The 22,534-nt window shown below is 68.2% G+C and carries 33 protein-coding genes; 2 read left to right on the top strand and 31 right to left on the bottom strand.

What is annotated here, in order from left to right:
• Positions 1-130: 130 nt before the first annotated feature.
• The 26 genes from rplO to CU254_RS01920 all read right to left on the bottom strand — a co-directional run bounded on the left by rplO (position 131) and on the right by CU254_RS01920 (position 15,281).
• On the bottom strand, positions 131-577 hold the full coding sequence (gene rplO, locus CU254_RS02045; RefSeq protein WP_009072329.1) for a 50S ribosomal protein L15: 447 nt from the start codon (positions 575-577) through the stop codon (positions 131-133).
• Positions 574-759: a 50S ribosomal protein L30 gene (rpmD, locus tag CU254_RS02040; RefSeq protein WP_004558875.1), complete on the bottom strand. Its 186-nt coding sequence runs from the start codon at positions 757-759 to the stop codon at positions 574-576. The genes rplO and rpmD overlap by 4 nt, the downstream gene beginning before the upstream one ends.
• A 1-nt stretch (position 760) precedes the next feature.
• Positions 761-1,402, bottom strand: coding sequence for a 30S ribosomal protein S5 (gene rpsE, locus CU254_RS02035; protein ID WP_009072328.1), 642 nt, complete (start codon positions 1,400-1,402; stop codon positions 761-763).
• 31 nt (positions 1,403-1,433) lie between these two features.
• The gene (rplR, locus tag CU254_RS02030; protein WP_037712274.1) at positions 1,434-1,835 is read right to left on the bottom strand and encodes a 50S ribosomal protein L18; all 402 of its coding nucleotides are present in this window, start codon (positions 1,833-1,835) and stop codon (positions 1,434-1,436) included.
• Positions 1,835-2,374: a 50S ribosomal protein L6 gene (rplF, locus tag CU254_RS02025; RefSeq protein WP_009072324.1), complete on the bottom strand. Its 540-nt coding sequence runs from the start codon at positions 2,372-2,374 to the stop codon at positions 1,835-1,837. The genes rplR and rplF overlap by 1 nt, the downstream gene beginning before the upstream one ends.
• Before the next feature lie 16 nt (positions 2,375-2,390).
• Positions 2,391-2,789: a 30S ribosomal protein S8 gene (rpsH, locus tag CU254_RS02020; RefSeq protein WP_009072322.1), complete on the bottom strand. Its 399-nt coding sequence runs from the start codon at positions 2,787-2,789 to the stop codon at positions 2,391-2,393.
• A 106-nt stretch (positions 2,790-2,895) separates the two neighbouring features.
• Positions 2,896-3,081: a type Z 30S ribosomal protein S14 gene (locus CU254_RS02015; protein WP_009072321.1), complete on the bottom strand. Its 186-nt coding sequence runs from the start codon at positions 3,079-3,081 to the stop codon at positions 2,896-2,898.
• Between the two features lies 1 nt (position 3,082).
• Positions 3,083-3,646 carry a 50S ribosomal protein L5 gene (gene rplE, locus CU254_RS02010; protein ID WP_009072319.1) on the bottom strand — a complete coding sequence of 188 codons (564 nt, stop codon included), beginning with the start codon at positions 3,644-3,646 and terminating at the stop codon, positions 3,083-3,085.
• Between the two features lies 1 nt (position 3,647).
• Positions 3,648-3,962 carry a 50S ribosomal protein L24 gene (gene rplX / locus CU254_RS02005; protein WP_009072317.1) on the bottom strand — a complete coding sequence of 105 codons (315 nt, stop codon included), beginning with the start codon at positions 3,960-3,962 and terminating at the stop codon, positions 3,648-3,650.
• Positions 3,962-4,330, bottom strand: a complete 369-nt coding sequence (rplN, locus tag CU254_RS02000; protein ID WP_004558867.1) for a 50S ribosomal protein L14 — start codon at positions 4,328-4,330, stop codon at positions 3,962-3,964. Before rplN ends, rplX begins: the two co-directional genes overlap by 1 nt.
• Positions 4,331-4,405: 75 nt before the next feature.
• A complete protein-coding gene (gene rpsQ / locus CU254_RS01995; protein WP_009072315.1) occupies positions 4,406-4,684 on the bottom strand; it encodes a 30S ribosomal protein S17 in 279 nt (92 codons plus the stop codon).
• Complete coding sequence (rpmC, locus tag CU254_RS01990) at positions 4,681-4,926, bottom strand: 50S ribosomal protein L29 (RefSeq protein WP_009072314.1); 246 nt, start codon at positions 4,924-4,926, stop codon at positions 4,681-4,683. The genes rpsQ and rpmC overlap by 4 nt, the downstream gene beginning before the upstream one ends.
• Complete coding sequence (rplP, locus tag CU254_RS01985) at positions 4,926-5,342, bottom strand: 50S ribosomal protein L16 (protein ID WP_009072313.1); 417 nt, start codon at positions 5,340-5,342, stop codon at positions 4,926-4,928. The genes rpmC and rplP overlap by 1 nt, the downstream gene beginning before the upstream one ends.
• A gap of 3 nt (positions 5,343-5,345) precedes the next feature.
• Entirely contained in the window at positions 5,346-6,191 is an 846-nt protein-coding gene (gene rpsC / locus CU254_RS01980; RefSeq protein ID WP_009072311.1) for a 30S ribosomal protein S3, read from the bottom strand.
• Positions 6,191-6,604, bottom strand: coding sequence for a 50S ribosomal protein L22 (gene rplV / locus CU254_RS01975; RefSeq protein ID WP_009072309.1), 414 nt, complete (start codon positions 6,602-6,604; stop codon positions 6,191-6,193). The genes rpsC and rplV overlap by 1 nt, the downstream gene beginning before the upstream one ends.
• Positions 6,605-6,632: 28 nt before the next feature.
• Positions 6,633-6,914, bottom strand: a complete 282-nt coding sequence (gene rpsS / locus CU254_RS01970) for a 30S ribosomal protein S19 (protein ID WP_003102083.1) — start codon at positions 6,912-6,914, stop codon at positions 6,633-6,635.
• Positions 6,915-6,932: 18 nt separating this feature from the next.
• A complete protein-coding gene (rplB, locus tag CU254_RS01965) occupies positions 6,933-7,766 on the bottom strand; it encodes a 50S ribosomal protein L2 (RefSeq protein WP_009072306.1) in 834 nt (277 codons plus the stop codon).
• A gap of 15 nt (positions 7,767-7,781) precedes the next feature.
• Positions 7,782-8,093: a 50S ribosomal protein L23 gene (gene rplW, locus CU254_RS01960; protein ID WP_009072304.1), complete on the bottom strand. Its 312-nt coding sequence runs from the start codon at positions 8,091-8,093 to the stop codon at positions 7,782-7,784.
• A complete protein-coding gene (gene rplD, locus CU254_RS01955; RefSeq protein ID WP_009072302.1) occupies positions 8,090-8,779 on the bottom strand; it encodes a 50S ribosomal protein L4 in 690 nt (229 codons plus the stop codon). The genes rplW and rplD overlap by 4 nt, the downstream gene beginning before the upstream one ends.
• A gap of 2 nt (positions 8,780-8,781) precedes the next feature.
• Entirely contained in the window at positions 8,782-9,432 is a 651-nt protein-coding gene (gene rplC, locus CU254_RS01950) for a 50S ribosomal protein L3 (RefSeq protein WP_009072300.1), read from the bottom strand.
• A 30-nt stretch (positions 9,433-9,462) separates the two neighbouring features.
• The gene (rpsJ, locus tag CU254_RS01945) at positions 9,463-9,768 is read right to left on the bottom strand and encodes a 30S ribosomal protein S10 (protein WP_003102098.1); all 306 of its coding nucleotides are present in this window, start codon (positions 9,766-9,768) and stop codon (positions 9,463-9,465) included.
• Positions 9,769-10,171: 403 nt separating this feature from the next.
• Positions 10,172-11,365, bottom strand: coding sequence for an elongation factor Tu (tuf, locus tag CU254_RS01940; protein ID WP_009072295.1), 1,194 nt, complete (start codon positions 11,363-11,365; stop codon positions 10,172-10,174).
• Positions 11,366-11,492: 127 nt separating this feature from the next.
• Complete coding sequence (fusA, locus tag CU254_RS01935; RefSeq protein WP_009072293.1) at positions 11,493-13,592, bottom strand: elongation factor G; 2,100 nt, start codon at positions 13,590-13,592, stop codon at positions 11,493-11,495.
• Between the two features lie 63 nt (positions 13,593-13,655).
• The gene (gene rpsG / locus CU254_RS01930; protein WP_009072291.1) at positions 13,656-14,126 is read right to left on the bottom strand and encodes a 30S ribosomal protein S7; all 471 of its coding nucleotides are present in this window, start codon (positions 14,124-14,126) and stop codon (positions 13,656-13,658) included.
• Positions 14,126-14,500: a 30S ribosomal protein S12 gene (gene rpsL, locus CU254_RS01925; protein ID WP_003102113.1), complete on the bottom strand. Its 375-nt coding sequence runs from the start codon at positions 14,498-14,500 to the stop codon at positions 14,126-14,128. Before rpsL ends, rpsG begins: the two co-directional genes overlap by 1 nt.
• A gap of 628 nt (positions 14,501-15,128) precedes the next feature.
• Positions 15,129-15,281, bottom strand: coding sequence for a hypothetical protein (locus CU254_RS01920; protein WP_100266685.1), 153 nt, complete (start codon positions 15,279-15,281; stop codon positions 15,129-15,131).
• Between the two features lie 74 nt (positions 15,282-15,355).
• On the opposite strand from CU254_RS01920, the gene CU254_RS01915 reads away from it, so the two are divergent.
• Positions 15,356-15,844 carry a GNAT family N-acetyltransferase gene (locus CU254_RS01915; RefSeq protein ID WP_050788380.1) on the top strand — a complete coding sequence of 163 codons (489 nt, stop codon included), beginning with the start codon at positions 15,356-15,358 and terminating at the stop codon, positions 15,842-15,844.
• On the opposite strand, the gene CU254_RS01910 is transcribed toward CU254_RS01915, so the two are convergent.
• The 3 genes from CU254_RS01910 to CU254_RS01900 all read right to left on the bottom strand — a co-directional run bounded on the left by CU254_RS01910 (position 15,837) and on the right by CU254_RS01900 (position 17,025).
• Positions 15,837-16,328: an MmpS family transport accessory protein gene (locus CU254_RS01910; RefSeq protein WP_009072280.1), complete on the bottom strand. Its 492-nt coding sequence runs from the start codon at positions 16,326-16,328 to the stop codon at positions 15,837-15,839. The genes CU254_RS01915 and CU254_RS01910 overlap by 8 nt on opposite strands.
• 73 nt (positions 16,329-16,401) lie before the next feature.
• Positions 16,402-16,635, bottom strand: a complete 234-nt coding sequence (locus CU254_RS01905) for a hypothetical protein (protein ID WP_009072278.1) — start codon at positions 16,633-16,635, stop codon at positions 16,402-16,404.
• Positions 16,636-16,665: 30 nt separating this feature from the next.
• Positions 16,666-17,025, bottom strand: coding sequence for a hypothetical protein (locus tag CU254_RS01900; RefSeq protein ID WP_009072276.1), 360 nt, complete (start codon positions 17,023-17,025; stop codon positions 16,666-16,668).
• 361 nt (positions 17,026-17,386) lie between these two features.
• On the opposite strand from CU254_RS01900, the gene CU254_RS01890 reads away from it, so the two are divergent.
• Positions 17,387-18,619 carry an IS110 family transposase gene (locus CU254_RS01890; RefSeq protein ID WP_009072274.1) on the top strand — a complete coding sequence of 411 codons (1,233 nt, stop codon included), beginning with the start codon at positions 17,387-17,389 and terminating at the stop codon, positions 18,617-18,619.
• A 51-nt stretch (positions 18,620-18,670) separates the two neighbouring features.
• Here CU254_RS01890 and CU254_RS01885 read toward each other — a convergent pair whose 3' ends face one another.
• Positions 18,671-20,431 (bottom strand): hypothetical protein, encoded by a 1,761-nt coding sequence (locus CU254_RS01885; protein ID WP_037712264.1) that lies wholly within the window; start codon positions 20,429-20,431, stop codon positions 18,671-18,673.
• Positions 20,432-20,492: 61 nt separating this feature from the next.
• Complete coding sequence (locus CU254_RS01880) at positions 20,493-22,355, bottom strand: hypothetical protein (RefSeq protein WP_009072264.1); 1,863 nt, start codon at positions 22,353-22,355, stop codon at positions 20,493-20,495.
• Between the last annotated feature and the right edge of the window lie 179 nt (positions 22,356-22,534).

Raw genomic sequence — 22,534 nt, 5'->3', positions numbered from 1 at the left:
GTCAGCACAATCAAACTTCGGGGTGCCCCACGTAAGACCCACGGCAAGGTCGCCCGCCAGGGCGACGAGCCGAAACAAAACGGGCCCGCCCGGAAAACCCGGACGGACCCGTTTCTAAACCGAAGCCAGATCAGCTGACGGTGGCCGAACCACCAGCAGCCTCGATCTTCTCCTTGGCAGAACCAGAGAAAGCGTGCGCGGTCAGCTCAAGCTTGACCCCGTTCAGGTCCCCGTTCCCGAGCACCTTAACCAGCTTGCCCTTGCGAACCAGCCCATTCGCAGCCAGCTCCTCCGGCCCGACCTTGCCGCCATCAGCGAACACCCGGGCGATGTCGCCCACGTTCACCGGCTGGTACTCGGTGCGGAACCGGTTCTTGAAACCACGCAGCTTCGGCAGCCGCATGTGGATGGGCATCTGCCCACCCTCGAACCCGGCGGGCACGTTCTTCCGGGCCTTGGTGCCCTTCGTGCCGCGACCCGCCGTCTTGCCCTTCGAACCCTCACCACGGCCGACGCGGATCTTGTCGCGCTTGGCGCCAGGAGCCGGACGAAGGTGGTGGATCTTGATGGCGGTCATGCCTGGACCTCCTCGACCTCCACCAGGTGGCGGACGGTGTGGATCAGGCCGCGCACCTGGGGGGTGTCCTCACGCACGACGCTCTGGCGGATCTTGCGCAGCCCGAGGGTGCGCAGCGACTCGCGGTGAGCGTGCTTCGTGCCGATCTTGCTCTTGACCTGAGTGACCTTGAGCTGAGCCATGTCAGACCCCCTGGCCGGCACGCTGGCGCAGCATCCGGGCCGGGGCGACGTCCTCGAGCGGCAGACCGCGGCGAGCGGCCACCTCCTCCGGACGCTGCAGACCCTTCAGAGCCGCCACGGTCGCGTGCACGATGTTGATGGCGTTGTCGGAGCCGAGCGACTTCGACAGCACGTCGTGGACGCCCGCGCACTCCAGCACCGCGCGCACCGGGCCGCCGGCGATGACGCCGGTACCAGCGGACGCGGGACGGAGCAGCACGACCCCGGCGGCTTCCTCACCCTGGATCGGGTGCGGAATGGTGCCGGCGACGCGCGGAACGCGGAAGAAGTTCTTCTTCGCTTCCTCGACGCCCTTGGCGATGGCCGCGGGAACTTCCTTGGCCTTGCCGTAGCCGACGCCGACCTGGCCGTCGCCGTCGCCGACGACCACCAGAGCGGTGAAGCTGAAGCGACGACCGCCCTTGACGACCTTGGCGACGCGGTTGATCGTCACGACCTTCTCAAGGTGCGGGGTCTTGTCCTGGGCCGCCCCGCCACGGCCGCCGTCGCGCCGGTCGCGACGGTCCCGACGGTCACCGCGGTCGTTGCCGCCCTGACCCGGTCCGCCCTGGCCGCCGCCGAATTGCCGTGTACGTCCCGGCATCAGGCTTTCCTTCCATTCACGAGCATGTGCATCAGAACTTCAACCCCGCCTCGCGGGCGGCGTCGGCGAGCGCGGCGATGCGGCCGTGGTAGGCGTTGCCGCCACGGTCGAACACCACGGCTTCGATGCCGGCGTCCTTGGCGCGCGAAGCGACCAGTTCGCCGACCTTGGCCGCCTTGGCCTTCTTGTCGCCCTCGAAGGACCGCAGGTCCGACTCGAGGGTGGACGCCGACGCCAGCGTGTGACCGGCGAGGTCGTCGATCACCTGCACGGTGATGTGCCGCGAGGACCGCTTGACGACCATGCGCGGACGCACCGGCGTGCCGCTGATCTTCTTGCGGAGGCGGAAATGCCGACGGGCCTTGGCGACGCGGCGGCGGGTCGAGATGTCCTTGCCGACCGGCTTGCGCTTCGTGGTAGTCGTGTCGCTCATCACTTACCCGTCTTTCCGACCTTGCGGCGGATCTTCTCACCCTCGTAGCGCAGGCCCTTGCCCTTGTACGGGTCCGGGCGGCGCAGCTTGCGGATGACCGCGGCGGTCTGGCCGACCTTCTGCTTGTCGATGCCGGACACCGAGAACCGGGTGGGCGACTCGACCTTGAAGGTGATGCCTTCCGGAGCCTCGATCTTGACCGGGTGGCTGTAGCCGAGGGCGAACTCGAGGTCCGAGCCCTTGGCCTGCACGCGGTAACCGACGCCGTGGATTTCCAGCTTCTTCTCGTAGCCCTCGGTCACGCCCACCACGAGGTTGTTCACCAGCGTGCGGGTGAGGCCGTGCAGGGCGCGGCTGGTGCGCTCGTCGTCCGGGCGCTTCACCAGCAGCGCGCCGTCCTCGCCGCGCTCGACGGTGATCGGCTCGGCGACAGTGTGCTCCAAGGTGCCCTTCGGCCCCTTGACCTTGACGTTCTGGCCGTCGATGGTCACCTCGACCCCGGAGGGGACGGAGACCGGCAGCTTTCCGATGCGTGACATGTCTGTGCCCCCTTCCTTACCAGACGTAGGCGAGGACTTCGCCGCCCACGTTGTTGCGCTTGGCCTGCCGGTCGGTCTGCAGCCCCGCGGACGTCGAGATGATCGCGACGCCGAGGCCGCCGAGCACGGACGGCAGTTCGGTCGATTTTGCGTAGACCCGCAGACCCGGCTTGGAGACGCGGCGAAGGCCGGCGATGCTCCGCTCGCGGTTGGGGCCGTACTTCAGCTCGACGACCAGGTTCTTGTGCTTCTCGCCCGGCTCGTCGCGGTAGCTCGCGATGTAGCCCTCGCGCTTGAGGATCTCGGCGATGTTCGCCTTGATCTTCGAGTGCGGAAGCACGACCTCGTCGTGGTACGCCGAGTTCGCGTTGCGCAGACGGGTCAAGAAGTCTGCGATCGGGTCGGTCATCGTCATGGTGACCTGTCAACCTTTCTCGCCTGGTTCCCCGCCTCGCCCGGCCGGAGCGGTGTCCGGCCGGGTCGGCGGGGCCTGTGGCGAACTGGGAATAGAGTTTCGAGCCTTACCAGCTGGACTTGTGAACGCCGGGCAGTTCACCTGCGTGCGCCATTTCCCGGAGGCAGATCCGGCACAGGCCGAACTTGCGGTAGACCGAGTGCGGACGCCCGCACCGGTTGCAACGGGTGTAGGCGCGCACCGCGAACTTCGGCTTCTTCGAGGCCTTGCTGATCAGCGCTTTCTTGGCCATCTCAGTTCTCCTTGAACGGGAAACCGAGCTTGCGCAGCAGCGCCCGGCCCTCGTCGTCGGTGGTGGCGGTGGTGACGACGGTGACGTCCATGCCACGGGGGCGGTCGATGTCGTCCGGGTTGATCTCGTGGAACATCGACTGCTCGTTGAGACCGAACGTGTAGTTGCCGTTGCCGTCGAACTGCTTGGCCGAAAGACCGCGGAAGTCGCGGATACGGGGCAGCGCGATGGTCAGCAGCCGGTCGAGGAATTCCCACATCCGGTCGCCGCGCAGCGTGACGCGCGCGCCGATCGGCTGGCCCTCGCGCAGCTTGAACTGCGCGATGGACTTGCGGGCCTTGCGGATCTCCGGCTTCTGCCCGGTGATCAGGGCGAGGTCGCGGACCGCGCCGTCGATCAGCTTGCTGTCCCGGGCGGCGTCCCCGACACCCATGTTCACGACGATCTTCACGACGCCGGGAATCTGGTGCACGTTGGGGATGGAGAACTCCTTCTGGAGCTCGCCCTTGATCTCTTCGCGGTACCGGGTCTTGAGACGCGGCACGATCTTCTCTGCGGTGGTCATGTCAGATGTCCTTGCCGTTCCGGCGCGAGACCCGGACCTTCTTGCCGTCCTCGCCGATGCGGTAGCCCACCCGGGTCGGCTTGCCGTCCGAGTCCACGACCATCACGTTCGAGACGTGGATGGGCGCTTCCTGGGTCACGATGCCGCCGGACTGCGCGCCGCGCTGGGTCTGGGTGATCCGGGTGTGCTTCTTGATCCGGTTGACACCCTCGACCAGAACGCGCTCGCGGTCCGGGTAGGCCTGGATGACCTTGCCCTTGGCGCCCTTGTCCTTGCCGGCGATAACGACGACCGTGTCGCCCTTCTTCACCTTCATCACAGCACCTCCGGCGCGAGCGAAATGATCTTCATGAACTTTCGGTCGCGCAGCTCGCGGCCCACCGGGCCGAAGATGCGGGTGCCCCGGGGCTCGTTGTCGTTCTTGATGAGCACGGCGGCGTTCTCGTCGAACCGGATGTAGGAACCGTCCGGACGACGGCGCTCCTTCACCGTGCGGACGATGACAGCCTTGACGACATCGCCCTTCTTCACCCCGGCGGCCGGGATGGCGTCCTTCACGGTGGCGACGATGATGTCGCCGATGCCGGCGTAGCGCCGCCCGGAGCCGCCGAGCACGCGGATGCAAAGAATTTCCTTCGCACCGGTGTTGTCGGCAACCCGAAGCCGCGACTCCTGCTGGATCACGTCAACTCCTGTATGTCGCGCTGGTTCTCGCCTGCCGGCGAGCCTTGCGGAACCAAGGACTCCGAGGAGCCCTGCTTACTTGGCCTTCTCCACGACCTGCACCAGACGCCAGCGCTTGGTCGCCGACAGCGGCCGGGTCTCCATCAGGGTGACCCGGTCGCCCACGCCCGCCTCGTTGTTCTCGTCGTGCACCTTCACCTTGGAGGTGGTGCGGACGACCTTCGAGTAGCGCGGGTGCTTCTTGCGGTCTTCGAGCTCGACCACGATCGTCTTGTCCATCTTGTCCGAGACGACGTAACCCTCGCGGACCTTGCGGTAGTTCCGGACGGTCTTCTCGGTGGCTGCCTCGCTCATGCGGCACCTTCACTTTCGGCGTCGGGAGCCACGGACAGCCCGAGCTCGCGCTCGCGCATGACCGTGTAGATCCGCGCGATGTCCGTGCGGACGGTGCGCAGCCGACGGTTGTTGTCCAGCTGCCCGGTCGCCATCTGGAAGCGGAGGTTGAAAAGCTCCTCCTTGTATTCCTTCAGACGCAGCACGAGCTCTTCGGCGGTGAGCTCACGCAGCTCGGATGCCTGTGCGGCTCCGTTAGCCATCAGAACTCACCTTCCCGGGTCACGATGCGGCACTTCATGGGCAGCTTGTGGATCGCGCGGCGGAGCGCCTCGCGGGCGGTCTCCTCGTTCGGGAAGCTGATCTCGAACATCACGCGGCCCGGCTTCACGTTGGCGATCCACCACTCGGGCGAACCCTTGCCGGAACCCATGCGGGTTTCCGCCGGCTTCTTGGTCAGCGGGCGGTCCGGGTAGATCGTGGTCCACACCTTGCCGCCACGCTTGATGTGACGGGTCATGGCGATACGAGCGGACTCGATCTGCCGGTTCGTCACGTAGCTGTGCTCAAGCGCCTGGATGCCGTACTCGCCGAAGTTGACCTTGGTACCGCCCTTGGCGGCGCCGTGGCGCTTCGGGGAGTGCTGCTTGCGGTGCTTGACCCTGCGCGGGATGAGCACGTCTCAGCCCTCCGTCTTTTCTGCGGTCTCGGTGGCCGGGGCCGCCTCGGTCGCGTTGTCGCTCTTCGCAGCGGCGGCGGCGCGTCCGGCCTCGGTCGAGGTCGGGGTCGTGCCCGACGAACCGGAACGACGCGGCCGGGACGGCCGGTCGCCGCGGTCGCGGCGCGGCGCGCGGTCCGCTGCCGACGCGGCGGCGTCGCGCTCGGCGCGCGCCTTCAGCCCGCCGACCAGCTCGCCCTTGTAGATCCACACCTTCACGCCGATGCGGCCGAACGTCGTCTTGGCCTCGAAGAAGCCGTAGTCGATGTCAGCGCGCAGCGTGTGCAGCGGGACCCGGCCGTCGCGGTAGTGCTCGGAACGGGACATCTCGGCGCCGCCGAGACGACCGCCGCACTGCACGCGGATGCCCTTGACCTGCGGCGAGCGCATGGAGGTCTGGATCGCCTTGCGCATCGCGCGGCGGAACGCCACGCGGTTGCTCAGCTGCTCCGCGACGCCCTGGGCGACCAGCTGCGCGTCGGCCTCGGGGTTCTTCACCTCGAGGATGTTCAGCTGGACCTGCTTCTTGGTCAGCTTCTCCAGCGCGCCGCGGATCCGGTCGGCCTCCGCGCCGCGGCGGCCGATGACGATGCCCGGCCGGGCGGTGTGGATGTCGACGCGGACGCGGTCACGGGTGCGCTCGATCTCGACCTTGGAGATGCCGGCGCGCTCCATGCCGGTGGAGAGCAGCTTGCGGATCTTGACGTCCTCGGCCACGTACTCCGCGTACTGCTTGTCGGCGTACCAGCGCGACTTCCAGTCAGTGGTGATACCCAGGCGGAAGCCGTGCGGGTTGATCTTCTGGCCCACTACCGGCCACCTGCCTTCTTGTTGCTCTTCTTCTCCGCAGGCCGCGACTCGACCACCACGGTGATGTGGCTGGTGCGCTTGCGGATCCGGTACGCACGGCCCTGGGCACGCGGACGGATGCGCTTGAGGGTCGGGCCCTCGTCGGCGGTCGCGGACTTGATCCAGAGCGTCTCCGGGTCCAGCTGGAGGTTGTTCTCGGCGTTGGCCGCCGCGCTGGCGATGACCTTCGCGAGCGGCGTGCTGGCCGCCTGCGGCGCGAACCGGAGCACGGCCAAGGCCTCGCTGACGCTACGACCCTTGACGAGCTCGATCACCCGGCGCACCTTCATCGGCGCGTCCCGGACGAAACGAGCCCGCGCGACGGCCGTGGGCAGCTCTTCTGCCGTGGCCGTGGCGTTTGACTGGGCGTTCATCTGCTTCCCTTAACTTTCTCTGGCCCGCTCAGCGGCGGCGCGACTTGCGGTCGTCCTTGATGTGGCCCTTGAAGGTCCGCGTCGGGGCGAACTCGCCCAGCTTGTGACCCACCATCGCCTCGGTGACGAACACCGGGACGTGCTTGCGGCCGTCGTGCACCGCGATCGTGTGTCCCAGGAAGTCCGGGATGATCGTGGAGCGCCGCGACCAAGTCTTGATCACGGTCTTCTTGCCCGATTCGTTCAGCGCGTCCACCTTCTTGAGCAGGTGGTCGTCCACGAACGGGCCCTTCTTAAGGCTGCGTGGCATGTGCTTCTACCTCCCTGCTCAGCGCTTCTTGCCGGTGCGCCGGCGGCGGACGATCAGTTTGTCGGACGGCTTGCTCTTGCGGGTGCGGCCTTCGGGCTTGCCGTTCGGGTTCACCGGGTGACGGCCACCGGAGGTCTTGCCCTCGCCACCGCCGTGCGGGTGGTCGACCGGGTTCATCACGACACCGCGGACGGTCGGGCGCTTGCCGCGCCAGCGGTTGCGGCCCGCCTTGCCCCAGTTGATGTTCGAGTGCTCCGAGTTGCCGACCTCGCCGACGGTCGCGCGGTTGCGCACGTCCACGTTGCGGATCTCGCCCGAGGGGAGACGCAGCTGGGCGTAAGGACCGTCCTTGGCGACGAGCTGCACGCGGGCGCCGGCGGACCGGGCCATCTTCGCGCCGCCGCCGGGGCGGAGCTCGATCGCGTGGATCACGGTGCCGACCGGGATGTTGCGCAGCGGCAGGTTGTTGCCCGGCTTGATGTCGGCCCGGGGGCCGTTCTCGACCGTGTCGCCCTGCTTCAGCTTGTCCGGCGCGATGATGTAGCGCTTCTCGCCGTCGGCGTAGTGCAGCAGCGCGATGCGCGCGGTGCGGTTGGGGTCGTACTCGATGTGCGCGACCTTGGCCGGCACGCCGTCCTTGTCGTGGCGACGGAAGTCGATCACGCGGTAGGCGCGCTTGTGGCCACCGCCCTTGTGCCGGGTGGTGATCTTGCCCGAAGCGTTGCGGCCGCCGGTCTTGCTCAGCGGACGCAGCAGCGACTTCTCCGGCGTGGACCGGGTGATCTCGGCGAAGTCCGAGACGCTCGAACCGCGACGACCCGGGGTCGTCGGCTTGTACTTGCGGATGCCCATACTCAGCTCAGTCCTTTACGCGGTGGGTCCGCCGAAGATCTCGATCGCCTTGCTTTCCGGCGAAAGAGTCACGATGGCGCGCTTGGTGTCCTTGCGCTTGCCGAAGCCGGTACGAGTCCGCTTCCGCTTGCCCTGGCGGTTGGCCGTGTTGACGCTGACGACCTTCACGCCGAACACCTTCTCGACCGCGATCTTGATCTGGGTCTTGTTGGCGTCCGGACGGACGATGAACGTGTACTTGTGGTCCTCGAGCAGCCCGTAGGACTTCTCGGAGATCACCGGCGCGAGCAGGATGTCGCGGGGGTCCGGGATGGCGACCGAGCTCACTTCTCGTCACTCCCTTCCGAAACCTCGCTCGAACGCGCGAGGGCCTTGACGACCTTCCCGCGGACGGGACCTGCCACGAACGCGTCGTAGGCGGCCTTGGTGAACACGACGTCGTCGTTGACCAGGACGTCGTAGGTGTTGAGCTGGTCAGCCCAGATCAGGTGCACGTACGGCAGGTTCCGCGCGGACACCCAGGCGAGCTCCTCGTCGCGGTGCAGGACCACGAGAACGCGCTTGGCCTGGGTCGCGGCGGCGATCGCCGTCTTGGCGGCCTTGGTCGACGGCTTCTCGCCGGTGACCAGTTCCGTCACGACGTGCAGCTGGCCGGCGCGAGCCCGGTCGGAGAGGGCGCCACGCAGGGCGGCGGCCTTCATCTTCTTCGGGGTGCGCTGGGTGTAGTCGCGCGGCGTGGGGCCGTGCACGACGCCACCGCCGGCGAACTGCGGCGCGCGGGTCGAACCCTGGCGGGCGCGACCGGTGCCCTTCTGCCGGTACGGCTTCTTGCCGCCACCGGAGACCTCACCGCGGGTCTTCGTGTCGTGCGTGCCCTGGCGCGCGGCGGCCAGCTGGCCCACCACGACCTGGTGCATCAGCGCGACGTTGGCCTGCACGTCGAAGATCTCCCCGGGGAGCTCGACGGTGCCGTCGGCTTTACCGGCCGGGGTCTTCAGCTCGACGCTCGTCATCGTCAGTTACCACCCTTCGCGGCGCTGCGCACGAACAGCAGGCCGCCCTTGGGACCGGGCACCGCGCCCTTGATCAGCAGCAGGCCGTCCTCGGCACGCACCGCGTGCACGGTCAGGCCCTGCGTGGTGACCCGGTCGCTACCCATCCGGCCCGCCATCCGCAGGCCCTTGAACACGCGGCCCGGCGTGGCGCAGCCGCCGATGGAACCCGGCTTGCGGTGCACGGCCTGCGCACCGTGGCTCGCGCCCTGGCCCTTGAAGCCGTGGCGCTTCATGACACCGGCGTAGCCCTTGCCCTTGCTGGTACCGGTCACGTCGACCGTGGTGCCGGCCTCGAACACCTCGGCGGTGATCTCCTGGCCGACCTCGTAGGTCTCGGCGTCGGTGGTGCGCAGCTCGGCGAGGTGCCGGCGCGGCGTCACGCCCGCCTTGTCGAAGTGGCCGGTGCGCGGCTTGTTCACCTTGCGCGGGTCGACCGCGCCGAACGCCAGCTGCACGGCCGCGTAGCCGTCTTTGTCGGTGGTCCGGACCTGGGTCACCACGTTCGGACCGGCCTTGACGACAGTGACCGGGACGACCCGGTTCTGTTCGTCGAAGACCTGGGTCATGCCGAGCTTGGTGCCCAGGATGCCCTTCATTTGCCTGTCAGACATGAGTTCTTATCTCCGCCGCTCGCCCAACGCTTACTGGATGTTGACGTCGACGCTCGCCGGGAGGTCGATGCGCATGAGCGCGTCCACCGTCTTCGGCGTCGGGTCGAGGATGTCGATCAGACGCTTGTGCGTGCGCATCTCGAAGTGCTCGCGCGAGTCCTTGTACTTGTGCGGCGAGCGGATGACGCAGTAAACGTTCTTCTCGGTAGGCAGCGGCACCGGCCCGACAACACGGGCGCCGGTGCGCGTGACCGTTTCCACGATCTTGCGCGCCGAGGTGTCGATCGCCTCGTGGTCGTAGGCCTTGAGCCGGATGCGGATCTTCTGTCCCGCCATGGTGGCTGCGTTCCTTGTCGTCTCGTGCCGCTTTGTCTCGTCAACCTGGGCCGGAACCCGGGTTTCAGCAGTTCAACGGCCCTGTCCCCGGTCCACGCGGTCGGGCGTGTCGCGCCCGCCGCACAGACGGATCCCTAAGGATCGTCGTCTTGCCTGGTCTTCCTCTACGTGAGGAGGCCGCGGGCCGCCCCGGAGGTCGTCCCTACTGGCCTTTGCCCGCTAGCCTCACCCGAAGGAAGAGCTCCACGGACCGTGGCCACTCGCGCCAGGGCGGCCGGAACCCAGTCGATTGAAAACCGAGAAGGATTCGGCCGCCCCAGGACGAGCAACCTGAATAGTGTCGCACACGTGAGTTGACGCCCTGAACTCGGGGGTGTATTGACCCGAATTCAGGGCGCCGACGTCACTTGATGATCTTGGTAACCTGGCCCGCGCCGACGGTCCGGCCACCCTCGCGGATGGCGAAGCGCAGACCCTCGTCCATGGCGACCGGCTGGATCAGCACGACGCTGATGTCCGTGTTGTCGCCCGGCATGACCATCTCGGTGCCCTCGGGGAGGGTCACGACGCCGGTCACGTCCGTGGTGCGGAAGTAGAACTGCGGGCGGTAGTTGTTGAAGAACGGGGTGTGCCGGCCGCCCTCGTCCTTGGACAGGATGTAGACCCGGCCCTCGAACTCGGTGTGCGGGGTGGTGGTGCCCGGCTTCACGACGACCTGGCCGCGCTCGACGTCCTCGCGCTTGATGCCGCGGAGCAGGAGGCCGACGTTGTCGCCCGCCTGGCCCGAGTCGAGCAGCTTGCGGAACATCTCGACACCGGTGACGGTGGTCTTGGTCGACTTCTCGCGGATGCCGACGATCTCGACCTCTTCGTTCACGTTGACCTGGCCGCGCTCCACGCGACCGGTCACGACGGTGCCGCGACCGGTGATGGTGAAGACGTCCTCGATCGGCATCAGGAACGGCTTCTCGAGGTCACGCACCGGGTCCGGAACGTTGTCGTCGACGGCGTGCATCAGCTCGAGCACGGCGTCGGCCCACTTCTGGTCGCCCTCGAGGGCCTTGAGGCCGGACACGCGCACGACCGGCGCGTCGTCGCCCGGGAACTCCTGCGAGGACAGCAGCTCGCGGACCTCCAGCTCGACGAGCTCGAGGATCTCCTCGTCGTCGACCATGTCGGCCTTGTTCAGCGCCACCACGATGTAGGGCACGCCGACCTGGCGGGCCAGCAGCACGTGCTCGCGGGTCTGCGGCATCGGGCCGTCGGTCGCCGCGACCACCAGGATCGCGCCGTCCATCTGGGCGGCGCCGGTGATCATGTTCTTGATGTAGTCAGCGTGACCCGGGGCGTCCACGTGCGCGTAGTGACGCTTCTCGGTCTGGTACTCGACGTGCGAGATGTTGATCGTGATGCCGCGCTGCTTCTCTTCCGGCGCGTTGTCGATCTGGTCGAACGCACGGGCCTCGTTCAGCTCCGGGTACGCGTCGTGCAGAACCTTGGTGATCGCCGCGGTCAGCGTGGTCTTGCCGTGGTCGACGTGACCGATGGTGCCGATGTTGACGTGCGGCTTGCTCCGCTCGAACTTCGCCTTCGCCACTGGAATGTCCTCCTGGACTGGATTTGCTTTGTGCTCGCGGGGCAGCGTGGCTGCCGCCCCGCGAATGTTCCTTCGTCGTTGCTGCGGACGTTCAGGAGAGTCCCTTAATGCCCGCGAGCGGAGGGGATTACTCCCCCGTCGCCTTCGCGATGATTTCCTTCGCGACGTTCGCGGGAACCTCGGCGTAGGAGTCGAACACCATGGAGTAGTTCGCCCGGCCCTGGGTACGGGACCGCAGGTCGCCGACGTAGCCGAACATCTCCGACAGCGGGACCAGTGCCTTGACGACACGGGTACCGGCGCGCTCCTCCATGGCCTGGATCTGGCCACGGCGGGAGTTGAGGTCGCCGATCACGTCACCCATGTAGTCCTCGGGAGTCGTGACCTCGACGGCCATCATCGGCTCGAGGATGACCGGGCCGGCCTTCTTCGCGGCTTCCTTCATCGCCATGGAACCGGCGATCTTGAACGCCATTTCGGAAGAGTCGACCTCGTGGTACGCGCCATCCAACAAGGTGAACTTCAACCCGACGAGCGGGTAGCCGGCCAGCACGCCGTACTGCATCGCGTCCTGGGCGCCCGCGTCGACCGACGGGATGTACTCCCGCGGCACGCGGCCACCGGTCACCTTGTTGTCGAACTCGTAGAGAGCACCGTCGGTGCGCTCGAGCGGCTCCAGCTTCACGATGACCTTCGCGAACTGGCCGGAACCACCGGTCTGCTTCTTGTGGACGTAGTCGAGCTTGTCCACGGTCTTCTTGATGGTCTCGCGGTAGGCGACCTGCGGCTTGCCGATGTTCGCCTCGACCTTGTAGTCGGACTTCATCCGGTTGACGAGCACCTCGAGGTGGAGCTCGCCCATGCCGGCGATGATCGTCTGACCGGTCTCCTCGTCCAGGTTGACCTGGAACGTGGGGTCCTCCTCGGCGAGCTTCTGGATCGCCAGGGAGAGCTTTTCCTGGTCGGCCTTCGTCTTCGGCTCGATGGCCACCTTGATGACCGGGTCCGGGAAGGTCATCGACTCGAGGACGACCGGGTTCTGCGGGTCCGCGAGGGTGTCGCCGGTCGTGGTGTCCTTCAGGCCGATGACCGCGTAGATGTGGCCGGCCAGGGCCTCGTCGACCGGGTTCTCCTTGTTGGAGTGCATCTGGAAGATCTTCCCGATGCGCTCCTTGCGCTCCTTGGTCGCGTTGACGACCTGCGCTCCGGCGGCGACCTTGCCCGAGTAGACCCGGATGTAGGTCAGCTTGCCGAAGAACGGGTGCGCGGCGATCTTGAACGCGAGCGCGGAGAACGGCTCCTCGGTCGTCGCGTGCCGGGTGACCGGGGTCTCGCCGTCCGGCAGCAGGCCCTCGACCGGCGGCACGTCCAGCGGGGACGGCAGGTAGTCGATGACCGCGTCCAGCATCGGCTGCACGCCCTTGTTCTTGAACGCGGAGCCGGCCAGGACCGGGAACGCCTCGCGGGTGACGACGAGGTGGCGGATGCCGTTCTTGATCTCGTCCTCGGACAGCTCTTCGCCCTCGAGGAACTTCTCCATCAGCGCGTCGTCGGTCTCCGAGACGGCCTCGATCAGCTTCTCGCGGTACTCGGCCGCGCGGTCGGCCAGCTCGGCCGGGATGTCCTCGACGGCGTAGTCCTCGCCCTTCTTGACCTCGCCGCGCCAGACCAGGGCCTTCATCCGGACCAGGTCGATGACGCCCTCGAAGTCGTTCTCCGCGCCGATCGGCAGCTGGATGGCCAGCGGCCGGACGCCGAGACGGTCCTCGATGGTCTTCAGGGTGTAGTAGAAGTCCGCGCCCAGCTTGTCCATCTTGTTGACGAAGCAGATGCGCGGGACGTCGTACTTGTCCGCCTGCCTCCAGACCTGCTCGGACTGCGGCTCGACGCCTTCCTTGCCGTCGAAGACGGCGACCGCGCCGTCGAGCACCCGCAGGTTGCGCTCCACCTCGACGGTGAAGTCGACGTGCCCGGGGGTGTCGATCAGGTTGATCTGGTAGTCGTTCCAGAAGGTGGTGGTCGCAGCCGAGGTGATGGTGATGCCCCGCTTCTGCTCCTCCTCCATCCAGTCCATCGTGGCGGCGCCGTCGTGGACTTCGCCGAGCTTGTAGTTGATCCCGGTGTAGAACAGGATCCGCTCGGTGGTGGTGGTCTTACCGGCGTCGATGTGCGCCATGATGCCGATGTTGCGGACCTTGTTGAGGTCGGTCAGCACTTCACGTGCCACGAGAATGTTCCCCTGTCTCGAACGTGGGGCCCGGCATGGCTTCTATCGGCAGCCGGGCGGTCATCACCAGCGGTAGTGCGCGAAGGCCTTGTTGGACTCGGCCATCTTGTGCGTGTCTTCGCGGCGCTTGACGCTGGCGCCAAGGCCGTTGCTCGCGTCCAGAAGCTCGTTCTGCAGACGCTCGATCATCGTCTTCTCGCGGCGCTGCTGCGAGAAGGAGACCAGCCAGCGCAGGGCCAGCGTGGTGGAGCGGCCGGGCTTGACCTCGATCGGCACCTGGTAGGTGGCGCCGCCGACGCGTCGGCTCTTCACCTCGATGGTGGGCTTCACGTTGTCGAGCGCGCGCTTCAGCGTGACGACCGGGTCGGTGCCGGTCTTCTCGCGAGCGCCTTCGAGAGCGCCGTAGACAATGCGCTCGGCCAGGGACCGCTTGCCGTCCTTCAGCACCTTGTTCACCAGCTGGGTGACCAGCGGGGAGGCGTAGACGGGGTCGGAGATCAGCGGCCGCTTCGGCGCCGGACCCTTGCGAGGCATTAGCTCTTCTCCTTCTTCGCGCCGTAACGGCTGCGCGCCTGCTTCCGGTTCTTCACACCCTGGGTGTCGAGCGAACCGCGGATGATCTTGTACCGAACACCCGGCAGGTCCTTCACACGACCGCCGCGCACGAGCACCATCGAGTGCTCCTGGAGGTTGTGACCCTCACCGGGGATGTATGCGGTGACCTCGATGCCGCTGGTCAGCTTCACACGAGCAACCTTGCGCAGGGCCGAGTTCGGCTTCTTCGGGGTCGTGGTGTACACGCGGGTGCACACGCCACGACGCTGCGGGCTCCCCTTGAGGGCCGCGGTCTTCTGCTTGGCAGCCTTGTCCTGGCGGCCCTTGCGGACCAGCTGCTGGATCGTGGGCAATGGACCAGCTTCCTGTCGTGATCTTGCTTCTTCGTGTCTTCACCGGTCCCCGCGGTCGGGCGTGTCGGCCCGCGTCACGGTCTCGCGACCGGTAACTTCCCGGAGGGATTTTCCGTCGGAACCCCACGTGGCGAGGCCGGTGAACCGGGTGCAAAAGCACCCCGCTCATGCCCAACGGCACGCGGAGCGGCCCGACGCCTGCCGGGCACGGTCTCCAAAGATACCCGTCCACTCGCGGAGCGGTCCGGGCGGGGGGTCGCTACGGTCGCCGACCGGTCATCGTAACCCCAGATCGGGGCCTTGGGACGGCGCCGCGCGGGACTTCCCGGGATGCAGAACGCCACGCGCCGGGACGCTATTCCCGGAGGAGTTGCCGCGGTCAGAGCGCCCTCCGGTTCGGATGCCGGGACGGGACGACCACGGGATGGACCCGCGGCGGGCGCCGTCCGCCGGAATAGTCCGGCCGGGCGCGCGGGGGGCGTCAAAAACGCGAGAGAAATTCGTCGGCGGCAAGAAGAAGAGCCGCTGGGAGCTCCACAATGGAGCGGGTCCCGGGGTGACGATCGCCTCACCGGGACGGGACCGCGGAACCGGCCCGGCGGCGTGCACCCGCCGGGCCGGGCCGGGGTCAGTCCTCGTCGGGCTTCGCGTGGTCGGGCTTGCCCGGGTTGGGGTCGCGCGACAGATCGATCAGCGGGTGCACTCCGGCCCCCTCCGGCGCGGCATGGCTGCCGCCGGTCTTCTTGTCCCCCGGCTGGTCGACGTTCTGGCTGCCGTCCATGTCGCCTCCTCGTTCGGTTCCCCTGCCGTTCTGCACGGTACCTGCCGGGGAAATCGGTGGACGGCCTCCCCAAGATGAGAGACGTGGACTGGAAGATCGGCGAAATCGCGCCCGGACAACCCGAGGCCGCGGCGATTCTGCGCGAGTACCTGGACGAGGTCGCGTCGCGGTATTACGGCCGCCCGGCCACGCGCGCCGAGGTGGACGAAGCGCTGGCCGACGAGCCCAGCGACGACCTCGTCCCGCCGACCGGGGCTTTCCTGATGGCCTACCGGGACGGGAAGCCCGCCGGCTGTGTCGGGGTTCGGATGGTCGAGCCGGGGCTGAGCGCGTTGACGAAGGTCTACATCCGCCCGGAGCATCGCGGGCACGGCGGCGGGAAGCTGATCGTCACGGCGGCCGAGGAAGCGGCGAAGCGGCTGGGCTCGTCCCGGATGCGGCTGGACACCCGGGACGATCTGGTCGAAGCACGCGCGCTGTATGCGTCGATGGGCTACACGGAGGTCGAGGCGTTCAACGACGACCAGTACGCCGAACACTGGTTCTCCAAGAACCTCAGCTGAGCCGTCCCGCGCAGCTCGCGACCTCGCCGTCGGCGGCTTTCGCGGACCGGGCCAGCACGCCGTTCACCGAAATCCGGCATTCGACCGGGCCGCTCGACTGGCCCATCAGCTGCACGGTCGGCGCGACGGCCGTCTTCGGCCAGGTCAGGGTCTTGCTCCAGGGCAGGGGCACGGACAGTTCCTGGTGCACCAGGCCGAGGCCGTTGTCGTCGTAAACCACGGTGGCGGTGCCGGAACCCGCGAGTTCGTAGGTGATCTGCCAGCTGGACGGAGCGGGCGCGACCGACGCGGTGGACGTCGTCGGGGCCAGGGTGCGGGTGATCGTGCGGTCCGGGGCGCGCGGCGGCACGCCGGCGGTCGGCGCGGAGACGGCGGCCGGGGCGGGCGCGGGGTCGTCGCCGGCGCCGAGGATCACGACGGTCGCGGCGACGGCGGCCACCGCGATGCCGGCGATCGCGAGCCGGCCGATCAGCTGTCTGTCCATGTTCCTTCTTTCGGGACCTCGCCCGGGCCGCCGGCGGTTCCCGGGGACGAGGGGAACCGCCGGCGGAGCCGGGTCAGCCGGGCAGGATCCGGCCGGGGACGCCGTTCAGCGACTGGATCAGGCCCAGCACGGGCACGCCCAGCGGCGCGAACGTCCAGATGTTGTTCAAGTTCGACGTGTCCGGCTCGTCGACGACCGTGACGCCGGGCTGGTCCTGCGTGGCGGCCAGCGCGGGAGCCGCGGCGCCGAGCACCGAGGCCCCGGCGAGCGCGGTGGCGGCGACGGCGCGGACGACTGTCTTCTTCATGGCTTTCTCCTTCAGTGCTCGGGAAACGGCTCAGGAAACGGCGGTCACGAGGTTGAACACCGGCGCGAGGAGCTGGGCCGGGGCCTGGGTGGTCGGGCCGAGGAGGCTGCCCGCGTCGAGACCGGGGACGACCCAGACCGACGGGTTGCCGCCGGTCGGCGCGCCGGGGAGTCCGGGCAGGCCCGGCAGCGAGGGCAGGCCGCCGGTCGGCAGCGACGGAAGGCCACCCGTCGGAAGGGAGGGGAGCCCGCCGGTCGGCAGCGAGGGCAGTCCCGCGGCGGGCGTGCCGGGGGCGGCGGGGGTAGCGGCGTCAGCCACTCCCCCGGCGAATCCGGCGAACGCCCCGGCCGCGGCGAGCGGCAGCAGGATCCGGACGGCAGTGCGTTTCATCAGGGGTTTCCTAATCGGTAGTAGGGATAGTTCTTCCGGCTCGTGACCGGGTCGGTTGGTGCTGGTCCGCCGGCGGGCGACGCCTGTGGGTTCCCGTCGTTCGACGACTTGTGAAAGAACGGCGCGTCCGCCGGTGGACTGGTGATCGTGGTGGTGGGATGTCGTGGCCCGAGTCCGCCGCAGGAGGTGACCTCTCGATGTGTTCCCGAGCTTCGAGCTCTTCGACAGAACGAGGACCCTGCGGTGTGCTGGAGTCACGAACGGCTACTGAGATGACGGACCGCCGAGTCCCGCGATTAGGGCGCTGCGTGACCCCGCCTGGACCCGTGAGCAGCAGCAACAGGAAAGGAAACGTGACGGTTTGACACTGTTCTGCGGCATCGACTGGGCCGAATCCCACCACGACGTCGCCATCATCGACGACACCGCAACCGTGATCGCCAAAGCCCGCATCGGCGACGACGCCACCGGGTTCGCCCGGCTGCTCGACCTGCTCGCCGAGGCCGGAGACACCGCCGACGCGCAGATCCCGGTCGGCATCGAAACCGACCACGGGCTGCTCGTCGCCGCGCTGCGCTCCACCGGCCGCACCATTTACGCGATCAACCCCCTCTCGGCATCGCGCTACCGGGCCCGGCACCAGGTGTCGGGCGCGAAGTCCGACGCCGCGGACGCCGCGCTGCTGGCCAACATCGTGCGCACCGACGCGGCCGCGCACCGACCGCTGCCGGCCGACACCGAACTGGCCCAAGCGGTGCGGGTGCTGGCACGAGCGCAACAGGACGCGGTCTGGGCCCGCCAGCAGCTGGGCAACCAGCTCCGGTCGCTGCTCAAGGAGTTCTACCCCGCGGCGCTGGAAGCGTTCGCCGGACAGCCCGAGGGCGGCCTGGCCCGCCGCGACGCCCGCACCGTCCTCGCCGCCGCCCCGACACCCGCGCTCGCAGCGACACTGACCCGCGCCCGGCTGCGGACACTGCTGACCAAGGCCGGACGCCGCCGCAACGTCGATGCCGACGTCGACCGCCTCCACGGCGTGTTCCGGTCCGAGCGGCTGCGGCAACCGCCGATCGTGGAGAACGCGATGGGCATCCAGTTTTCGGCTCTGCTGAGCCAATTCGAGGCCGCCTGCGCCGCCTCCGACAGTCTGGCGGAGGCGGCACGGACACATTTTGAACAGCACCCGGACGCCACGATCATCACCAGCTTCCCCGGCCTCGGACTGCTGGCCGGCGCCCGGGTGCTCGCCGAAATCGGAGACGACCGCACCCGCTTCACCGATCCCCGCGGACTGAAGGCCTACGCCGGATCCGCACCGATCACCCGCGCCAGCGGCCGAAAAACCGTGGTCTCGCACCGCCACATCAAAAACCGCCGCCTCGCCGCAGTCGGACCCGTCTGGGCGCTCGCCTCGCTGCGAGCCAGCCCCGGCGCACGACGCCACTTCGACACCCGCCGCGCCGCCGGAGACTGGAACCACCAAGCCCAACGCCACCTGTTCAACAAATTCCTCGGACAACTCCACCACTGCCTGCAGACGGACCGCCTCTACGACGAACACCAAGCCTTCCCACCTCCTCCAGCCCACACGGCTTGACTTCTAACAACCTGAGATGTCTTTCTTCGGGGTTTTTCGGGGAACTGCGGGTCAGCGGAGCGCGCCGCTGATCGGGACGATGGTTCCGTCGGGAATCCATTGCCCGGCGTAGTCGCGCGCGGCCTGCATGCCGGGCGCGTGCGGTTCGTTGGGGTACATCGGCATCGCGTTGACCTGGGCGGCCGCGAAGAGCTGCACCTCGCCGTTCACCGCTGTCCACTGTGGACCGAGCCAGGTCCGGAAACCGCCCAGCGACGGGCTTTCGCCGCCGAAGCTGTTGCCGACCGCCACCGCGTAGCTGACCGCGAGCTGGTCGCGCGGGTCGAAGCGCAGCGGCATGGCGGCGCTGGCCACGGTGTTCACGATGGGTCCGTTGAGCAGCCACGGCGCGAGGTACAGGCCGAACTGGTGGGTCGGTTTGAGCCGTTGCGATTCGGCGGCGCGGCTCATCGCGAGGTACCCGTCGCTCCAGCCGGAGACGACGACCAGCGCGGTGTCCGCCGCCGCGTCCGGGCGCACCGGCAGGCCGACGCGGCCGGCGGTTTCGCGCACGAGCTGCGCGGCCTGCCCGCCCCGCGGGGACCGGTCCTCGACCAAGGTGATCGCCGACGGCTTCCGCGAGGCGAGGAATTCGACCAGCTTCACCAGCGAACCGCGGTCCTCGGGCGACAAGGCGTCCGCCGGGCAACTGGTGAGCACGTCGCGTTTCCCCGCCACCAGACCGCCGAGCGCGGCTTCCGCGCATTCCGGCGCGTCGGCGTCGGACCCCGCTGGACCTGCCTCGGTACCCGCGTCGACGTCGACTGTGGTGGTCGCGTCGCCCTTGTGCACGACGAGAGTGCTGCGTCCGGGCGGAAGGTCGACCTCGACCCAGCTGCCTTCCGCACCGGCGCGTGCCGACGCGGTGGTCACGATCCCGCCCTCGACGCCGGCGGACAGGTCCGTGCCCGCGCTCGACGGGAAGTGCACGAGGTTGCGTCCGGGCCGCTGCGGGCTGACCAGCACCGGCACGGTCGCGCCGCCGACGGTCGCGTCCGCCAGCAGCGGCACGCCGGGCACAGGCAGCGGTGCGGGCTGCGGCACGGCGGCCAGCGCACTCCACGCGACGAAGCCGAGTGCGACGCCCGCGACGCCGTATCGGTAGCCGCGGATGGAAGCGTTGCGGGACAACAAGATTGCCGACACCACGGTGACCGCCGCGGGCAGCAGCACCACCACGATCAGCGAGATGCCGAAGAGCGTTTCGTACAGCCGTCGGTCGAAGGCGACTCCAGAGACGCCGAGTTGTACAACGCCCGCGAGAGTCAACAGTCCGGCGAGGCTGACCGACAGCGGACCGACGCGCAACGGCGTCGAGCGCCACTCCTCCACCGGCACCCATGCCGACAGCAGTGTCACGCCGAACCACAATGCGGCCGCGGCGACGTACACGGTGTCGATGGCGAAGGAGATACCCGTGCCATCGACAGAGGTCTCGAGCACCACGAGCACGACGAGAGCAAGCGAAGCCCAACGGCCTGCCGAGGGCCACCGCAGCAGCACCGGAACCGCCAGCGCGAGCACGATGTGCACGATCAGCGCGACGAGGTTGACGTCGACCGTGGCCGCCGAAACCGCGGCCAGCACCGCAGAGCCGACGCCCAGCGCGCCGGTGGTGATCCACAGCTTGCGCGGCAGCGGGCCGACGAGCGGACGCAGAATCCCGGTGCCGGCGAGGAATGCCGTCGCCAGCAGCAGTATCAGCCGCAGCACCAGCGCGGCACTGTCCACACCGGACGATCCGGTGGCGACCGGAGTGACGTGGTGATCCATGGAGACCTTCCGGGGAGAAGATCCCGGTGCGCGGACGGGGCGCCCGCGCACCGGGGAGGAGTTACTTCACGTTCTGGTCGGCGACCACGAACAGCTCGGAGTGCGGCTTGGCGTTGCCGAAGTCCCCGTGCGGCCACGACTTCCGGTTGAAGTTGATGCCCACCTGGCCGGTGAACTCGTCGCGGAAGTTCTGATCGACCGCGAGCTTCCCGTCGGGCGACAGGTTCAGCAGGTTGACCTTGTGGTCACCGTCCAAACCGGACCGGGCGACGAAGTAGTTCGACACCGCGATGTGCTGCGGCTGCGTGGTTTCGTGGTAGAAACCGTCCGGGCCGAGCGCGAAGTTGTCGTACGCGCCCCAGTGCGGGCCCGCCCCGGGCACACCCGGGTTGATCGGCGCGGAGCCGACGACGGTCGGCAGGTCTCCCCCGCCGCCCTGCTGCGCCTTCTCCTTGGTGTCGACGCGGCCCTTGATGTCCTCGACCTTGTCGCCCGCCGCGACCAGCTTCTGGATGTCGAGCACGTACACGCCGCCGGTGGTGCCGGGGTCGTCCGGGCCGAGCGCGCCCTTCTGCCTGCCCTGCACCGCGTGGTACAGGAACCGGTCGTCCGGGCTGGTCTGCAGCCAGCCGCCGTTGGAGCTGGCTCCGTTGGAGTCGTTCTGCGAGTAGATCGGCTTGCCCGCGGCGCCGTCGTCGAACACCTCGATCCAGTGCGGATCCTTCGCCGTGATGTCCGGCGTGTAGAAGATCGCGCCGCCCTGCATCGTCTCGGCGAACGCGCCCTTGTGGCCGGGCAGGTTCGTCACCGTGGTCTCCATGACCGCGCGGCTTTCCGAATGCAGCGGGTCCGCCGGGTTCGCCCGCGGCCCGTCCTGCAGGTAGGACACCGCCTTCAGCTTCGGGTGGTTGCGGTCGGAGATGTCCCAGGTGCGGATCGTCGGACGCCGCAGATACGGCGACGGCTGCTTCACCGGGTCGAGAATGATGTTGCGCGGTTCGGCGTAGTCACTGGTGACGAGAGTGTTGAGGTCCTCGCGCGCCTGGACGCCGTGCGGGTTCGCGCAGGACGGTTTGCCCAGCTGCGGCAGGTTGTCGCACAGCTTCGCGTTGTCGCCCTGCGGGGTCGCCGCCGGATTCTGCGACAGCACCTGCGCGTTCTGGTCGAAGTGCACGACCTCGCCCGGGCTGCCCGCGAAACCGTTGCCGATCTGCGTAGAGCCGTCCTGGTACGCGTACGGACCGGGCACGACCGGACCGCCCATGTACGTGCCGTACGCGGTGCCGTCCTTCAGCACCCAGTACGCGTCGGGCACAGAGCCGCCGAGCGTCTGCGTCGGCAGGCTGATGCCCTTCAGTTTCAACTGCGGCAACGCACTGACGTCGAACGCGTACGTCGCCGCGGCGAACAACGCACCGGCGTAAATCGTGTCGCCCTTGTGCCACACGTATTGCATGTGGTGCGGCTCGTTTTCGACGAGCGGCCCGACCGTCGCGGTGTTCACCACCTTGCCGTACGTCGGCGAGCCCTGCGTCGCGTCGATCACCGCGAGGAAATCGGGACCGGGCAAGGCATTCTTGATTTTGCCGAGCCCGCCGCCGAGCGAACCCGGCAGGTTTTTGACGTCCTTCACCGCGGTGTCGGCGATGTTCTCGTCGCCCGCCCAGACCAGCAGCCACTTCTTCGGCGTGCCGTCCGCGGAACGCGCCTGCGCGGCGAGGTCCTTGCTCACCAGGTGGTTCTGCACCCAGTACTGCTTGCCGTCGGACGCGGTCTTGGCGTCGGTGACCACCTGGACGTCGGCGTAAGCGCTGGTGCTGGACCCGGTGTAGGTCACCGCACCGATCGCGAGCGCGACCGCACCGGCGACGGTCAGCGCTTTCCGCCATCGGGGCGGGGCGCCCGAGGAGGAGCTGAATCGCATTGTGTCTCCCTGTTTGTGTTTCCGTGAAGCGCCCGCGAAGGCACTTCTTTCCCCGTTCCGAGGGCAGCACGGAACCCACCCCGAACAGAGAAAGCGTTCATCCCCTCGGATCAGCGAAACCCGTTGCGGGGCAAGAGAAATCAACCAGCCGGAGACGGCCGGGAGAAAGGTCAGGAATC

The organism is Amycolatopsis sp. AA4 (assembly GCF_002796545.1).
GTDB lineage: Bacteria > Actinomycetota > Actinomycetes > Mycobacteriales > Pseudonocardiaceae > Amycolatopsis.
This window is presented reverse-complemented; position numbering and strand designations above follow the sequence as displayed.

Bases quoted from the DNA above. Each gene is read 5' to 3' on its own strand.
- rplO (WP_009072329.1), bottom strand. From the start codon at position 577: ATGACCGCCATCAAGATCCACCACCTTCGTCCGGCTCCTGGCGCCAAG.
- rpmD (WP_004558875.1), bottom strand. From the start codon at position 759: ATGGCTCAGCTCAAGGTCACTCAGGTCAAGAGCAAGATCGGCACGAAG.
- rpsE (WP_009072328.1), bottom strand. From the start codon at position 1,402: ATGCCGGGACGTACACGGCAATTCGGCGGCGGCCAGGGCGGACCGGGT.
- rplR (WP_037712274.1), bottom strand. From the start codon at position 1,835: ATGAGCGACACGACTACCACGAAGCGCAAGCCGGTCGGCAAGGACATC.
- rplF (WP_009072324.1), bottom strand. From the start codon at position 2,374: ATGTCACGCATCGGAAAGCTGCCGGTCTCCGTCCCCTCCGGGGTCGAG.
- rpsH (WP_009072322.1), bottom strand. From the start codon at position 2,789: ATGACGATGACCGACCCGATCGCAGACTTCTTGACCCGTCTGCGCAAC.
- CU254_RS02015 (WP_009072321.1), bottom strand. From the start codon at position 3,081: ATGGCCAAGAAAGCGCTGATCAGCAAGGCCTCGAAGAAGCCGAAGTTC.
- rplE (WP_009072319.1), bottom strand. From the start codon at position 3,646: ATGACCACCGCAGAGAAGATCGTGCCGCGTCTCAAGACCCGGTACCGC.
- rplX (WP_009072317.1), bottom strand. From the start codon at position 3,962: ATGAAGGTGAAGAAGGGCGACACGGTCGTCGTTATCGCCGGCAAGGAC.
- rpsQ (WP_009072315.1), bottom strand. From the start codon at position 4,684: ATGAGCGAGGCAGCCACCGAGAAGACCGTCCGGAACTACCGCAAGGTC.
- rpmC (WP_009072314.1), bottom strand. From the start codon at position 4,926: ATGGCTAACGGAGCCGCACAGGCATCCGAGCTGCGTGAGCTCACCGCC.
- rplV (WP_009072309.1), bottom strand. From the start codon at position 6,604: ATGAACGCCCAGTCAAACGCCACGGCCACGGCAGAAGAGCTGCCCACG.
- rpsS (WP_003102083.1), bottom strand. From the start codon at position 6,914: ATGCCACGCAGCCTTAAGAAGGGCCCGTTCGTGGACGACCACCTGCTC.
- rplB (WP_009072306.1), bottom strand. From the start codon at position 7,766: ATGGGCATCCGCAAGTACAAGCCGACGACCCCGGGTCGTCGCGGTTCG.
- rplD (WP_009072302.1), bottom strand. From the start codon at position 8,779: ATGACGAGCGTCGAGCTGAAGACCCCGGCCGGTAAAGCCGACGGCACC.
- rplC (WP_009072300.1), bottom strand. From the start codon at position 9,432: ATGTCTGACAGGCAAATGAAGGGCATCCTGGGCACCAAGCTCGGCATG.
- rpsJ (WP_003102098.1), bottom strand. From the start codon at position 9,768: ATGGCGGGACAGAAGATCCGCATCCGGCTCAAGGCCTACGACCACGAG.
- rpsG (WP_009072291.1), bottom strand. From the start codon at position 14,126: ATGCCTCGCAAGGGTCCGGCGCCGAAGCGGCCGCTGATCTCCGACCCC.
- CU254_RS01920 (WP_100266685.1), bottom strand. From the start codon at position 15,281: ATGGACGGCAGCCAGAACGTCGACCAGCCGGGGGACAAGAAGACCGGC.
- CU254_RS01915 (WP_050788380.1), top strand. From the start codon at position 15,356: ATGAGAGACGTGGACTGGAAGATCGGCGAAATCGCGCCCGGACAACCC.
- CU254_RS01910 (WP_009072280.1), bottom strand. From the start codon at position 16,328: ATGGACAGACAGCTGATCGGCCGGCTCGCGATCGCCGGCATCGCGGTG.
- CU254_RS01905 (WP_009072278.1), bottom strand. From the start codon at position 16,635: ATGAAGAAGACAGTCGTCCGCGCCGTCGCCGCCACCGCGCTCGCCGGG.
- CU254_RS01900 (WP_009072276.1), bottom strand. From the start codon at position 17,025: ATGAAACGCACTGCCGTCCGGATCCTGCTGCCGCTCGCCGCGGCCGGG.
- CU254_RS01885 (WP_037712264.1), bottom strand. From the start codon at position 20,431: ATGGATCACCACGTCACTCCGGTCGCCACCGGATCGTCCGGTGTGGAC.
- CU254_RS01880 (WP_009072264.1), bottom strand. From the start codon at position 22,355: ATGCGATTCAGCTCCTCCTCGGGCGCCCCGCCCCGATGGCGGAAAGCG.